The sequence below is a fragment of the Pleomorphochaeta sp. DL1XJH-081 genome, from assembly GCF_049310885.1.
Classification (GTDB): domain Bacteria; phylum Spirochaetota; class Spirochaetia; order Sphaerochaetales; family Sphaerochaetaceae; genus CAYZJV01.
The window spans coordinates 388792-402954 of sequence record NZ_JBMDYO010000002.1 but is presented as its reverse complement, the minus strand read 5'-3'; the positions used below and the strand labels follow the sequence as shown (position 1 = coordinate 402954).

Annotated in this window: 10 protein-coding genes; 7 read left to right on the top strand and 3 right to left on the bottom strand. The window is 50.3% G+C overall.

Annotated features, from left to right (window positions below; translation table 11 throughout):
- Window positions 1-97: 97 nt before the first annotated feature.
- A complete protein-coding gene (locus ACODJP_RS06140) occupies window positions 98-1192 on the bottom strand; it encodes a BMP family ABC transporter substrate-binding protein (RefSeq protein ID WP_422479563.1) in 1095 nt (364 codons plus the stop codon).
- 399 nt (window positions 1193-1591) lie between these two features.
- On the opposite strand from ACODJP_RS06140, the gene ACODJP_RS06135 reads away from it, so the two are divergent.
- The 7 genes from ACODJP_RS06135 to ACODJP_RS06105 all read left to right on the top strand — a co-directional run bounded on the left by ACODJP_RS06135 (window position 1592) and on the right by ACODJP_RS06105 (window position 11979).
- A complete protein-coding gene (locus ACODJP_RS06135; RefSeq protein ID WP_422479561.1) occupies window positions 1592-3223 on the top strand; it encodes a sugar transporter in 1632 nt (543 codons plus the stop codon).
- A 34-nt stretch (window positions 3224-3257) separates the two neighbouring features.
- Window positions 3258-5768, top strand: coding sequence for a GumC family protein (locus ACODJP_RS06130; protein WP_422479768.1), 2511 nt, complete (start codon window positions 3258-3260; stop codon window positions 5766-5768).
- A 175-nt stretch (window positions 5769-5943) separates the two neighbouring features.
- On the top strand, window positions 5944-7539 hold the full coding sequence (locus ACODJP_RS06125; RefSeq protein WP_422479559.1) for a bifunctional aspartate carbamoyltransferase catalytic subunit/aspartate carbamoyltransferase regulatory subunit: 1596 nt from the start codon (window positions 5944-5946) through the stop codon (window positions 7537-7539).
- The gene (pyrE, locus tag ACODJP_RS06120) at window positions 7536-8249 is read left to right on the top strand and encodes an orotate phosphoribosyltransferase (RefSeq protein ID WP_422479557.1); all 714 of its coding nucleotides are present in this window, start codon (window positions 7536-7538) and stop codon (window positions 8247-8249) included. The genes ACODJP_RS06125 and pyrE overlap by 4 nt, the downstream gene beginning before the upstream one ends.
- Before the next feature lie 3 nt (window positions 8250-8252).
- Window positions 8253-9146 (top strand): orotidine-5'-phosphate decarboxylase, encoded by an 894-nt coding sequence (gene pyrF / locus ACODJP_RS06115; protein ID WP_422479555.1) that lies wholly within the window; start codon window positions 8253-8255, stop codon window positions 9144-9146.
- A gap of 56 nt (window positions 9147-9202) precedes the next feature.
- Entirely contained in the window at window positions 9203-10903 is a 1701-nt protein-coding gene (locus ACODJP_RS06110; RefSeq protein ID WP_422479766.1) for a nitronate monooxygenase, read from the top strand.
- Entirely contained in the window at window positions 10900-11979 is a 1080-nt protein-coding gene (locus tag ACODJP_RS06105) for a dihydroorotase (protein ID WP_422479553.1), read from the top strand. The genes ACODJP_RS06110 and ACODJP_RS06105 overlap by 4 nt, the downstream gene beginning before the upstream one ends.
- Here ACODJP_RS06105 and ACODJP_RS06100 read toward each other — a convergent pair.
- Entirely contained in the window at window positions 11954-12649 is a 696-nt protein-coding gene (locus ACODJP_RS06100; protein WP_422479551.1) for a P-II family nitrogen regulator, read from the bottom strand. The genes ACODJP_RS06105 and ACODJP_RS06100 overlap by 26 nt on opposite strands.
- Window positions 12642-14123 carry a DUF1538 domain-containing protein gene (locus tag ACODJP_RS06095; RefSeq protein ID WP_422479549.1) on the bottom strand — a complete coding sequence of 494 codons (1482 nt, stop codon included), beginning with the start codon at window positions 14121-14123 and terminating at the stop codon, window positions 12642-12644. Before ACODJP_RS06095 ends, ACODJP_RS06100 begins: the two co-directional genes overlap by 8 nt.
- Window positions 14124-14163 lie beyond the last annotated feature (40 nt).

The window sequence follows — 14163 nt, the reverse complement described above, 5'->3', positions numbered from 1 at the left end:
CGGCACCCTACGGCAATATCCGCTTTGGTGCCATGTTTGTTCGACTCTCAAAAAAGGGCAGACCGGAGTCTGCCCTTCATGAGCTTTTTCAAGCTTGTTACTTTACCGAACCGATTACGCCTTCGACGAACCAGTCCATGGTAAGCATGTCGGAATCGGCCATCTTCTCGCCAGCGTTCTGGCGGACGGTGCCCTTATTGTCCTTCAAGCTACCCCAGAATACATCCCAAGAACCGTCTTCGATCTTGTCATGTACTTTCATGACTTCAGCGACGAAATCTTCGGGAACGAGGGGACTGATCGGTGAGAGGTGGACCATACCGTCATCCAAGCCGCCCCAGTAGGATTGTGTTTCCCATGTGCCGTTGATTGCACTTTCGATAGCGGGAATCATGTAGTTTTCCCAGTTCCACATGGGGGATACGAGCACATGGTCGTCTCCAACGATCTTACGGAAATCGGCATTATAACCGACTGCATATTTGCCACGTTCGATTGCGGCTTTGGCAGGTTCGGTGGTATCTTGGTGCTGAGCGATGACATCTACACCCTGGTCAAGAAGAGCGATAGCTCCCTGACGTTCGAGTGAAGGATCATACCAAGTATTCGTCCACACGACTGTGACTGTAGCGTTGGGGTTGACGGCACGTGCACCGAGTGCGAATGCGTTAATACCACGGACGACCTCGGGAGTATTGAATGCGCCCACATAGCCGAGCTTGCCGGAGGGGCTCATCTTGGCTGCGATCATACCGGAGAGATAACGCATCTGATACATTCTACCGAAGTAGTTGGACATGTTGTCATTGGATAAGTAGCCGGAGCAGTGCTCGAAATAGACATCGGGATTCTCTTGGGCGACCTGCAACATGTAGTCTTGGTAGTTGTAGGAGTTCGCGAAGATGATTTTACATCCTGCATCTATCAATTGTTCCATTGCGCGCATCGATGAATCGTTTTCGGGGACATTTTCCATCCTAATGACTTCGATCTTGTCTCCGAAATATTCCTCAGCGGCGATAGTGCCTTGGTCGTGCATGTACGAGTAGCCCATGTCTCCAGGGCTGCTGATATAGATCACACCGACTTTGAATGGTTCGTCGGCACCAGTGGCAGCTTCTTTGCCTCCCTGTGCGAAGACGAGCGTTGTGGACAAGAGCAATAGTACCAGCAACACGATAAGTTTCTTCATAGAAATCTCCTTCCTTTTGATATCTGTGGGACCGACTGTCCCACGGGAAAAGTGTATGCCATGGACGGGGTGCTGTCAAACAAAAATTGCAACAATTTGCAACTGGTAATGTGAAAATCATCACATAAGGCCTGTTTTTTCGGGTTTCGATAAGAGTTTTATAGCTGGAAGGGATTTGTCCGGTTATCGGAATGCAACCCGGATCAAGATATCCATTATCGAAAATACTACTGTGTGGGTGCGGATGAATGGTATGCTCGCAAGCTTTCGTTGCCTACACTCGTTCGGAAAATAGAGTATTTGATGTTCCCTTTTCACTTACTTCGTTTGACAATTCCTTCGATTTTTCCTATCGGTCTCTTCGCTCGTCAATTTATGATTAGCTTTACTCATCCTGCGATGCGTGGTACTATTCGAATCGTTGAAAAATGCCATGGATTGGAAGGTGCTATGAGGACTCGAAATAGGATATTGCTCACCGTATATGCTTTGTGTGTTGCCTTGTGGATGCTCCCTGCCGCCGATAATGCGGTGATCGTTCGTTCCCCCTACTATGGTAGTGGCACTTCCATGGTAGATTCGGCTTCGATTCCCACTTCATATGCCGCCCAGTTGAATATTACGGCTGTAGAGGAAGTCACTGGTGCCGAATTGCAAACCAAACGTGTACTTTCCGCCATAGCCAATACCGGCTATCCAGTGACACCTGGAGATACCATCAACCTCTTTTATACAGAGGGTAACAATACTATCAATCTGACCCTACAGGTAGACGGTTCTTACCGCATTACAATACCCGCCATAGGTGCAGTTGATGGAAGAGGAAAGACATTCGTCGCCTTTGCGAAGGAGGTGGAACAGCTGGTGCTGACCTACCTTCCGTTCAGCATGCCCCGAGTCACACTGGTTGGTACCGGAGCCTTCTCCGTAACCGTCCGTGGTGAGGTTTTTTCAACCCAAGAGGTGCCCGCATGGGGCCTTAGTAGACTTTCAAGCGTGGTATCATCCGCTACACGTTACGCTTCAACAAGAGAGGTTCGGGTAACAGGTGCCGATGGCACAGCTAAAACGTATGACCTCTATGCTGCATTGAGGGAGGGGGACCTCACGCAAAACCCCCTTGTCCGTGCAGGAGATATTGTCACCTTGGTAGAGGCTCCCCGTCTGGTCACTTTGGTTGGAGAGGTCTCCCGTCCCGGTGTCTACCAACCGCTTACGGATGAAGGCTTGACAGAGATACTACAGCGTTACGGAAATGGAGTTCTGCCTAGTGGCGATGGTAGTGCCGTGCTTGTACGTCGCTACGGTAGTGGCGATTCGGCGAATGTAGATGTTCTCAGGGTCGATAGCGACGATTTCGATTCCTTTACACTCGAACATATGGATACGGTTTTCGTTAGTCCTCTCGCTCCGCTTTCCCGTGCAGTTACGATAGAAGGGGCTGTCAATATGGGCGATGTTCAAGTCCAATCGAGTGCACTCAGCTCCTCTGGTCGGGTCTATTACCAATTTTTCCCTGGAGAGACGATCCTAGAGATGATGCAGAGTATTACCAGTCGTTTCAGTGCTGTGAGCGATCTTTCGGAGACCTACCTGCTGCGCAGCGACCGCCTGATTCCGGTCGATGTACAGAACATACTCATGGGAGGCCCCTCCAATGTGGCGAATCTCGAACTGAAAGAGGGCGATCGTTTTGTGGTTCCCTTCAACCAACTCTTCGTAAATGTGGCCGGTGGTGTATTGAGACCGGGTACATTCCCCTATATTCCCGACAAGAGTGCCTCCTACTATATTAATCTGGCGGGCGGATTCGATCCTGCCAAGAACCGTAACGGAGCGTATACCCTCATGGACAAGGCAGGCAATGAATTGGCCAAAGATGCGGTAGTTCCTCCAGAGGCTGTGGTTACCGCAAAACTGAATACCTTCCAGGCGGTAAATGGAGCAAACCTTGCCACAACAGTGACCATTGTAGGTCTGGTGGCAACGATCCTCACCATAGTCGCGAATGTGGTGACCTTCCCCAACTGACAGAAAGACGATAGGAGAGAGCCTTGTGGAGAACATGAATATCGCACAACAGATTTCCGAAGAAGAGATGCAGGAGGGGATGAGCATAAAAGAGTTGCTCCATATCCTCAAAGTGCGCTTGCTATGGATCATTATCGCATTCGTTCTCGTGGTATCCGCGGCTATCGGATACTTGCAATATGTAACTCCGATGTACGAATCGGAAGTGACCATGCTTGTTGAATCTCTCCAGAACAGTTCCAGCTTTGAAAGTCTCATGCTCGGACAGACTACCAGCAAGATTTCCACCGAGGTGGAATTGGCACTCAGCCGCACGAATATTGAAACGGCTCTCACTAAATTAGACCTCGCACAATACACCGATGTGGAAGGTCGCAGTTATGTAGACAGGAATGTCCGTGGCGATGTTTCCAAGCGGACCACTGTCACGACAGTCAAGGATACCAATATCGTTCGGATTACCGTAACGGACCAGAATCCACAATTCGCTCGCGATTTCGCCAACGCGCTGGTTGAGAGTTACAATGAGTTGTTGGGAACTATTTCCCGAACAAGCAAAACTATCCAGAAAGAGTTTATCCAATCGCAATTACCGATCAATGAAAGACAACTTCAGGAAGCTGCCGATGCACTTGGAGCCTTCCGCGAAGAGAGTAACTATATCCAACTATCGGATAAGAGCAAACTCCTCTCGGAAAAGATAGCTTACTTCCAATTGCGCAGGGAACCTTTGGCTCTCCAGTTACGGGAGGCCGAGCTTGAAATAGAGAATTACCAGGAGACCTTGGCCTCCTATGCCATTCAGACACCCTCTTTCGAAGAGCTCATGCGGGATGTCGATATTGAATCGCTGTTGGTCGCTTATAAAGAAAATAGCCGCGAGTTGATCATGTATGAGGCGATTCAGGAGGGAATTCCCCAAAATTCCGACCGCTTGTTCGTCCTTCGCAGTGCGATAAGCCAGAACACCAAGAAATTGCTTGATCGTATTACCCTTTTGGTAGCTCCTCGTGGTTTGAGTAGCGATGGTTATGTAATGATCGCTGCCCAAGAGATGGCAAAGGCGTATCATCAGAAGATCGTTACATCGGCACAGGTGGAAATCCTTTCCCAAATAGAGGACACCTATACCGAAGAATTGTCCCAGTTGCCAACCTTGGAACGTCAGTTGCTGGACCTCCAACGTGATGTAGAGGTCTATGAGACTCTGCGGATCCGTCTTATGGAACTCCTGGAAGAGGTCAAGATAGCCGAGGCTTCCGTCGCAGGGAATGTAACATCGATCGATCCCGCCGAGATGCGGGTGAATTCAGAAGGTGAACCGGTTCCCGTCAGTCCAAATAAGATGCTCATACTAGCCGTATCCGTACTGCTCGGTGGTGCATTAGGCGTCCTGCTGGCGCTTATGATAGAGATGCTCGATGTCACTATCAAGGATGAGGCCATACTACGCAAACTCTCGGGTCCCAACCGTCCCATGCTTGGTTGGATACCACTGATGAACTTTGATAAGAGTCTAGAGATACCCTCCCTAGTGGTCTACAATGATCCGCTTTCGTTCGAATCGGAACGATATAAATTAATCGCGAACAATATTTCATTCGTTACACTCAATGGGCATCAGCGACTATTCAGTATTACCAGTCCCGGTATGGGAGAAGGAAAAAGTAGCGTTGCAGCTAATATTGCCACCAGCATGGCGATGAATGGATTGAGAGTGTTGCTGATTGATGGGGATTTGCGATTACCTCAGTTGGAAACTTTCTTCAACCTGAAAAAATCGGCTAAGGGGCTCGTCGATGTCGTTACAACAGAGATTTCCGTTGAAGAGGTTATTGTGCAACCATTGGCAAATGTTTCCACATTGCATCTTCTCCCACCGGGATTCTCTCCTCCATTACCCTCTGCTATCTTCAATTCGGTTGAATATGTTCAGATGATCGGGCATTTGATGACCGTATACGACTATATCTTGATCGATACACCACCGTTGGTGTTCGCTTCAGAACTGATGTCCATCGCCAAACACGTTGATGGAATCGCTATCAATATCCGCGCCGGAGTCACCACCAAGGGTGGGCTGAGAGAATTATTGGACAACTTGGAACTTGCCGATGTAAATGTTCTTGGCATTATTTTCAATGGTGTTATCGAATCCAAGATGGGAGGCCACTACTCCAATGGACGCTACTACTCGTATCAGGGTTCAGGGTATGCCAAGCGTTACTATAGTGCCCGCTACAATACCACCGAGGGTGAAGCCAAAAAGGCAGCCCAGAGTACCAAGGTGCGTAATGGATATCGTGCCAATTTCCTCAAGGATCTCAAGCGACGGGAAAAGAGTCGCAATACCGGTACGCGGAATGCCATTCTTCCATTCATGGAAAAACGGGAGCCATTTGAGAACGAAGATACCAAGAAGAGTACATTGAATCCTCTCGCCTCAAAAGCTTTCCGAGAGAAAGAAAAGAAGCAGGATAATCCGATGGATATCCTTGCCGCGATAGAGCATGATCCTAGGGCGAAAGGCAAATCCGAGGAGTAGACAATCGGGCGATCATCTGCTATCGTTTTGCACAGTAAATTGAGGAGGAGCTTATGCGGTTGCCAACGAACATGCGTTTTTCGACAGACCTTGGCCCCCGTGTCTCCGACTATCATACGTTTTCCAAACTACCGGTATTGCACCGGTATTTTTTTTGTACCAATGAGGAGGTTGTATGGGAACAGATGTGTTTACCGGAAGATCGCTGGCGGTCATAGATGACCTGACGATATCGGAACGCCGATATCTATTTGAAAAGACAAGGATCCTCAAGGAGGCCTTGTTGCAAGATAATCAGGATAAGCTATCCGGATTCAGGATCGATGACCCCGATTTCGGTATCTATGAGGTTTTTCTGGAGGACAGCACCCGAACGAGGGAATCTTTCAGGAATGCCGCCAAATTCCACCGCTCCAAGGTAAGCGATCTGGCTACCGACAGCTCCTCGTTTAACAAGGGAGAAAGCTATGCCGATACTTTCAACACCCTAGCAGGTTACCACAATAGCGTATTCATTATCCGCAGCAAGCTGGAAGGGGTGTGTCGATGGTTGGAAGAGGAGGCCGCCCTCTATGCTCAACGCAACGGATTGACTCGAAGACCCTCATTCATTAACGCAGGTGACGGAAAGCATGAACACCCAACCCAGGAGTTGCTCGATGAATTCACATTCCTTGAGGATAATGGATGGGATACCTCTTCAATCCACCTTGCACTCGTCGGAGACCTCTATCACGGAAGGACTGTCCACTCAAAGGCCGATGGAATGCGGATCTTCGACTCGGTAAAGATTGATTTGATCGCACCGGTTGAACTCGCGATGCCAGAATCCTACCGCCTAAGGATGGAGGAGAATGGTTATGAAGTCAGGATCTTCGATTCCATTGATGCATATCTTCAGCAGAAGGATATTGCCGACAAATGGTACTTCACCCGGCCTCAGTTAGAGAGAATGGGAGAACAGATACTCAAACGGCAGGATGAACTACGGGCTAAAGTCACCTTCCGTCGTGAATTCACCGATTCCCTGCCTAAAGGAACCAAGTTCTACCACCCCTTACCACGTCATCGGGTGCATCCCACGATCCCTACATTCCTTGATGATACTCCGCTGAATGGGTGGGAACGCCAATCTATCAATGGTATGTATGTGAGGATTATTCTACTTGCTTTGGTCGCCGGTAAGATTGGGGACGATTTCACCGGAGAGGCGAAAAGACGCGATAGAGTGGATGAAGAGTATATTGTCCAAGTGGAGAGTTCTAAGATCCACGCAAGTGAAAAGGGGGAAGCCTACTCGGAGGGTGTCCGACCGATCCTCAATGGCCTGGTGATAGATCATATCTGCAAGGGAGACGATCCTGCAACCATTCGCCGCCATATGGCCTTGATCAGCAAAGTCATGGGATTGGATGATGGAAAAGGGGGAGAATGGATATCCACCAGCAAGAAGGACTCCGGTATGTATAAGGGAATTATCTTCCGTCCCGGAAGTCATCAACTGGACCGTAAGGACCTTAAGCGACTGGCTGCTGTAGCTGCAGGTTGTACACTGAACATTATTCACGATGGTCAGGTAGTGGAAAAATACCGTACCCACTTACCACCCCGTATCTACAATTTCGACGATCTGGCTTGTAATAATAAGGCCTGTATCAGCCACCCCTCCCATAATGAGGGCGTTCCCGCACGATTCGTGCGGACCCGTGACAACCGCTACAGTTGTTCTTACTGTGGAACGGTACATACCTTCAAGGAGATTTGGAAATGAGCGATATCGCAAAACTCGTGAAACCGGTAGTAGAAGAGTTTGGACCAAAGATTGCCCAAAAGGCATTGGAAATGGAGGCTATCCGCCTCTCCCCAGGTGCCCCCTTTCAGTGGGCAAGTGGCTACCGAATGCCTATCTATAATGATAACAGACGACTATTGGCCGATTCCGAAGCACGGAAGCTGATCAGTGAGGCCTTTTCTGCTATCATGGGTAAACTACCAGTCGTATTCGACAATATTGCGGGAACCGCCACAGCTGGTATTCCCCATGCCACAACACTTGCCGACCGCCTGGGAATGCCACTCTCCTATGTCCGTTCTTCGGGCAAGGATCACGGCTTGAAGAACCTGATCGAAGGCTTGGGGGCCGATGGCTCCTACCACGGGCAGAAAGTACTGCTGATCGAGGATTTGATCTCAACCGGAGGTTCTTCCATAAAAGCAGTACAGGCTGTACGAGAGGCCAATGGTGATATCTCCTACTGTCTGGCGATCTTTACCTACGGATTGCAAGCCTCTGTGGATGCTTTTTCATCACTCGATCCGCTATGTAATGCCATAACACTACTCGATTACGATACGATGGTTGCAACTGCCCGCTCAACCGGGTATGTTGACGACAACGGTGCCGAATTGCTCCGCCAATGGCGAATGGACCCCTTCGGCTGGGGTGAAGCACATGGATTTCCACCTGTCAATAAGGAGTAGGGAATGAAAGGATATAAAGCTCTTTTGCAAAGCAGCGCGCAGAAGGTAGGCAATTGTGCCTGCATGGGACTTGACCCGCAATGGGATGTACTACCGTACCGCAGTGGTCATATACGGGAGGATCTGGGGCGATTCTTTAGCGAATTGTTCCAAGAGATGGTCTCTAGAAGCCTTTCCCCCGCAGCTTTCAAGCCCAATATCGGATACTACCATGCCCTAGATAACCCCCGTGAAGGCGATTTTTCGGGCTCTCTCGCCTTGGCCGATCTGCTTGATGCAATAGAAAGACAGTTTCCCGAAATCCCGGTAATCCTTGACTCCAAGCGAGGCGATATTGCCCGTTCGAGCGCAAACTATGCTCACGAAGCCTTCGATATCTGGCGATGCCATGCCGTTACAGCCAGCCCCTATATGGGGACCGATTCGGTAGCCCCTTTCGACGAACACCATGAAGGTAGCCGTGGAATCTACCTTCTTAACCGGACGAGCAACCCCGGTGCGAAGGATCTGCAGGGGCTTGTGGTGGTCGATGAGGTGGATGAGAAAGAGTTGTACCCACTCTATCTTGCAGTTGCCCATAGGATAGGCCGGTGGGCTGAGAAGATCGAGGGAATCGGTGCGGTGGTAGGTGCCACTAATCTCGATGAGTTGCAAGAGATCGCCCGGTACCACGGCAAGCGCTCCATCCCGCTGTTGATTCCCGGTGTGGGAAGTCAGGGAGCAAGTGCGAAAATGACGATCAAGGCTCTCAAAGAGGTCGATTATCCTATCGAACTGGCAAGAATAAACAGCAGTAGCGCACTCACACATCCCTGGAAGAAGGCTCCAGCACCCACCAATTGGCTCGATCGGTGTATTCAGAATATCGAAAGTTTGTGTGAGGAGACAGCACTGTGAGTTGGAGACAGGATCCACAGCGGGTCAAGAAGCTACTTAGCGGACAGTATCGACGGATAATCGAGGGAAAGGAGAGGGTGGCTCTGGCGACAGTCTCCGGCGTGCTCTCCACAAAGACGCCATTGATACGGTATGTCGACCGACAGTTACCAGCTTTCACTATCGTGACCACAAAGAGTTTTCAAGTGACCCCCAACCCGGGAAACCGCGAGCCGATCATCTGTGAGCCTGAGGCTGGATCGTTCGGTAATTCAGTAGGACTGAAGAATCCCGGTATGGATATCGCCCTCACTGAACTTACCGAATTACGTGCTTCTTTGGATATGCGTACTCTGCTCAATGTCTCGATCTCAGCCTCTACAATAGAGGATTTCATTACCTTGGTACGGACATTCGAGCCGGTTGCCGATATCCTTGAACTCAATTTCAGTTGTCCCCATGCTAGTGCCGGCTATGGAGCATCGATCGGTTGCTCACCTGAGATCTCCGCTCTTTATATGGAGGGAATCAGGAAGGCTTTCCCACGATGCAAAGCACTGATCTTCCCTAAACTCACCCCCAATGTTCCCGATATCGCTGTGATCGCCCGAGAGGTGATGGCAGCCGGTGCCGATGGGATTGTTGCAATCAATACGGTCGGTCCTATAGTCCACATTGAGCCAAACAGTGGAAAACCCATCCTCCAAAACAAATTGGGAGGCAAGGGCGGTAAGAGCGGATTGTGGGTCAAAGAGGAGGCTCTTGCTTGTGTCCGCAGCATCCGTGATGCAGTCGGCCCTGAAGTTCCGATCATCGGAATGGGCGGTGTCAGTACTGGATCCGATGTAGCGGCCATGGTTGCCGCCGGTGCCGATGTCGTGGGAGTAGGGTCGGCTTTCGGGAAAGTTCACCAACGCGATTGGAAAGATTTTTCCGATGCACTGGTCTCCGATGCGATGGCCGTCATAGCGGGAAAAACCGATCCCAAGTCTGCCGCCCGATACTATCGGACTGAGCGAACGATGGAGTATCGACGCCACACTATCGTAAAACGGCAAGTCCATGGTCAGGATACCGTAGTGATCACTTTGGATGGAACCTGGAATTACGATGCAGGCCAATTTGTATTCCTCTGGATTCCCCAGGTTGGGGAGAAGCCCTTTTCTATTGCCGAAGCCGATCCTCTTACCTTCGTGATAAAACGGAGAGGTGTCTTCACTGAGGCCTTATTTGCCCTTCAAGAAGGTCAAGATATCTATATTCGCGGGCTTTATGGTGCTCCCGTCGCAGTCGATGCCTCCAAGCGTGCGCTATTGGTGGCAGGGGGTACCGGAGTAGCCGTACTTCCCGCCTTAGCCAGACGATTGCATCAACAGGGAACCGTAATGGATATCTTTGTAGGCACCAGTGAAGGTGCACCAGCACAGCACGGTGAAGGTCTTTTGGAAAAGAGTCTGTCAGAGTTCGGCCCAGTTACGATCATATCCGATGACGGTAGACCCGGTCGGGTATTGGAGCAGGTTCGCTCCTATCTGGAGCACGGGGTGGAGGATCTGTCATGCTATGTGGTAGGTCCGACAGCATTCATGCGCATAGCTGCCTCCGATATGTTACTTGCGAAGATTCCTCCAGAAAAGATTCACCTTTCCCTTGAACTGAGCACCCTCTGTGGAATCGGCATGTGTGGTGAGTGTCTCTGTGGAGACAAGCTTACCTGCGCATGGGGAACGTTCGTTGACTATGCTTACTTGCAGCGGGAGGCTCCGCAGCTCTTATGATCGATGTACATGTTCATCTTCGCGATGGTGCGCTATCTGCCAAAGAGACAATTGAACACGGTTTGGAAGTTGCAGCTTCCTGTGGTATCACAGCCCTGTTCGATATGCCCAATACTGTTCCCACGCTAACAACAGCTGAGGCAATTGAAGAGCGCTTGGCCTATGGTGACAAGATTGCTCAGCGTCTTGGGAAGAAATTAGGCAAAAAGCTCTTCTATGGAGTCTATGGTGGAGTTACCGCCGATATGGACCAACTGGCGGCATTGGTGGACCTTTATGGAAAAATGCATCCATCGATGGTGGGTTTGAAGATGTTCGCAGGCCATTCGACCGGAAATATGGGGCTGGTTCAAGAGGAGCTCCAACTGGCGGTATATCGCAATCTCCACTCCTGTGGGTATCGTGGGGTATTGGCTGTCCATTGTGAGAAAGAGAGCCTCATGAGAGGATCTTTATGGGATCCGGCGAAACCGGAGACCCACGGACTAGCCCGCCCTGTGGAGGCCGAAGTTGCATCGGTTTCTGACCAGATAGCGGCTGTGCGCGAAAGTGGGTTCGAGGGAACCCTCCATATCTGCCATATTTCCACCGCAGGCGCTATAGCTTTGGTGAAAGCAGCTCGTGCAGAGGGTATGAGGATTACCTGCGGAGCAACTGCTCACCATGCCCTGCTTAATGATGAACAGGCGAAGACGCCTGGAAACCTCTGTAAGATGAATCCTCCATTACGTGGTGAAGAGGATCGCAAGGCAGTGTTCGAGGGGCTTTGCTCCGGTGATATCGATTGGATTGAAAGTGACCATGCTCCCCATACGATCTCTGACAAGCACGAGGGAGCTTCCGGTATTCCCGGATTCGCCGGAACGGCGTTGCTTCTGAGAAGCCTGTATGCCAGTGGGGTGGATGAAAAACAGATGTCCAGACTTTGTGGTGAACGGGCGAAAGAGGTCTATGGATTTGATTGGCCGATCACCATACCACCACTCGCACAGTTAGAGAGCGTATTGCCCTCACTTCGAGACGCTTATCCTTGGGACCCTTTTTCGAGCATTAATCTTTTCCACCCAATGTCATGAATCTGTCTACATCGGTACAGAAGGCGATTCCCGACCCTGGTTCGGCAAGGCACGGTACACTGCGAATAGCATCAAGAACTTTTCCAGTCAATCCTGAGCCTACCAAGATCAGCAATATCTCCTTCTCTGGTACCAATTGAACGCCGAAGAATTTGACATCCTCTTCTTTTCCGGTACCTCTGGCAGCCATGATGGTACCTCCGGTTGCCCCCGCTTTGCGTGCGGCATCCATTACCTCATCTGCAGTTCCTTTGTTTACGATACACGTGATCAGTGTGTGTGGGCTATCCATTATTTTTCTCCTCTGGTCATCGTCAGGATTTTCTCTGTTCTGGACTGATGGACTACTGTGGCGTAGCAGATGGGGTACATCGATGAGCATCGCAATGCCACAGGACAATCGTTTGTTTTTTCGGAACATGGAAAGGTTTTTCCATACCGGTTCCGTCTGTTCCTCGGTAAGGAGGGTGAGGACTATCTCCTTGTGTGAATCTCCTATACCCAGCATATGGAGGATAGCATGGTCGGCCACTCCCTTTCCCACAAGGATGGTACCGCCTCGTGCTCCCGCCAGTTTGGTCTGGTTAACCAGGGATTCGGCGACCCCATTCTGGACAATGCTGAGTAAGAGTTTCCCATGGAGATAGATTGTCTGCTGGGTCTCATTCATTGGTAGATCTCCTTTTATAGATTATACCCAAAAGCTGTATGGTGATAAGTGGTGTCATCGCGATCAAGGCCACGATACCGAATGCATCCGAAAATGGATCCCCTCCTGCCGCAGCGGATGCGCCTAAAGTGAATGCCAGAAGGAATGAGCTGGACATCGGACCGCTTGCCACACCACCAGAATCGAATGCGATTGCGGTGAAGAATGGGGGGGATAGGAACATCAACAGCATGGCGATCGCATAGCCTGGGATGAGAAATAGTGCCAACGGTAAGCCTGAGACGACTCTCAGCATAGCCAATCCTACGGCAATCGAAACACCGATGGAGAAAAATACGAGTACCATGGATCTGTTGATCGATCCACCACTGACATCACGTACTTGGTCCGTAAGGACCCAGACCGCCGGCTCCGCAAGGACTACCACCGCACCAAGAAAGAGTCCGATCGGAATTAGAACCCAAAGATGACTCGAAGCACCGATCGATGCCCCAAGCAGTCTCCCCACCGGCATGAAGGCTCCATTGACTCCCACCAAAAAGAGTACCAGTCCTACACCGGCATAGATGAGCCCTTGGATCATCCTGATCACGGTCCTTCTCTGTTGGTGCAAGAGGGTGATCTGGAAAATGACGAAAAGGAGTGCCAAAGGAGCCAAGGCTTGCACAACCTCAATTGCCGAAGATCCGAGGACTCCACTGAATCCGATTTCCACGGCAGTCTCAGTTTCACTAAAGCCCACGCTAGAGCTCTCAGTTTTTCCTCCCAACCCCATGATGAGGACTGCGGCAATTGGTCCTATGGAGGCAATCCCGACCAGACCGAAACTGTCCTGTTCGCTATTTTTCGATTTTCGTACACCTGCGACGCCGACACCCAACGCAAGGATGAATGGTACGGTCATTGGTCCAGTGGTCGCTCCTCCGGCATCGAAAGCGATTCCGAGGAAGAAAGAATCCACTAGAATAGCCAATACCATGACCATGAGATAAAAGGTGAGGATGAGATACCGATAACTTGTCGAGAAAATGATCCGGGCGAATGAAACGGCAACAAAGAGACCTACTCCCAATGAAATGGCTATGACCAGAGTGTTTTTGTTCACATGGGGCGCCAACAGCGTCACTTGACCGGCAAGGACCTGTACCTGTGGTTCAGCGATGGTGATCACTACTCCGATGATGAATCCTACGGTCAACATAAGGGGGAGATTTCGCTTTTTCACAAGGGCTGATCCGGTATTCTGTCCAACTGGCACTATACCGATCTCGGTTCCCAACAGAAAGAGGCTCAATCCCACGATGATTAGCAGACTGCCGATGGCGAACACACCTACAGCGTCCCATCCGATAGGCGCGATGGTAAGCTGGAGAACTATCACTATGAGCAGAAGGGGCACTACAGACAGGGCTGTCTCCCTGAATTTCCGTACCAGGTCCAACTCGTCTACCTCCTTGGGGTGTCCATTGAGCATACCCGGTAAATGGTTTACTAGCAAGCATAAGAAACAAACC

Coding starts and splice junctions, on each gene's coding strand:
- ACODJP_RS06140 (WP_422479563.1), bottom strand. CDS start 1,192: ATGAAGAAACTTATCGTGTTGCTGGTACTATTGCTCTTGTCCACAACG.
- ACODJP_RS06135 (WP_422479561.1), top strand. CDS start 1,592: ATGCGTGGTACTATTCGAATCGTTGAAAAATGCCATGGATTGGAAGGT.
- ACODJP_RS06130 (WP_422479768.1), top strand. CDS start 3,258: ATGAATATCGCACAACAGATTTCCGAAGAAGAGATGCAGGAGGGGATG.
- ACODJP_RS06125 (WP_422479559.1), top strand. CDS start 5,944: ATGGGAACAGATGTGTTTACCGGAAGATCGCTGGCGGTCATAGATGAC.
- pyrE (WP_422479557.1), top strand. CDS start 7,536: ATGAGCGATATCGCAAAACTCGTGAAACCGGTAGTAGAAGAGTTTGGA.
- pyrF (WP_422479555.1), top strand. CDS start 8,253: ATGAAAGGATATAAAGCTCTTTTGCAAAGCAGCGCGCAGAAGGTAGGC.
- ACODJP_RS06105 (WP_422479553.1), top strand. CDS start 10,900: ATGATCGATGTACATGTTCATCTTCGCGATGGTGCGCTATCTGCCAAA.
- ACODJP_RS06100 (WP_422479551.1), bottom strand. CDS start 12,649: ATGAATGAGACCCAGCAGACAATCTATCTCCATGGGAAACTCTTACTC.
- ACODJP_RS06095 (WP_422479549.1), bottom strand. CDS start 14,123: ATGCTCAATGGACACCCCAAGGAGGTAGACGAGTTGGACCTGGTACGG.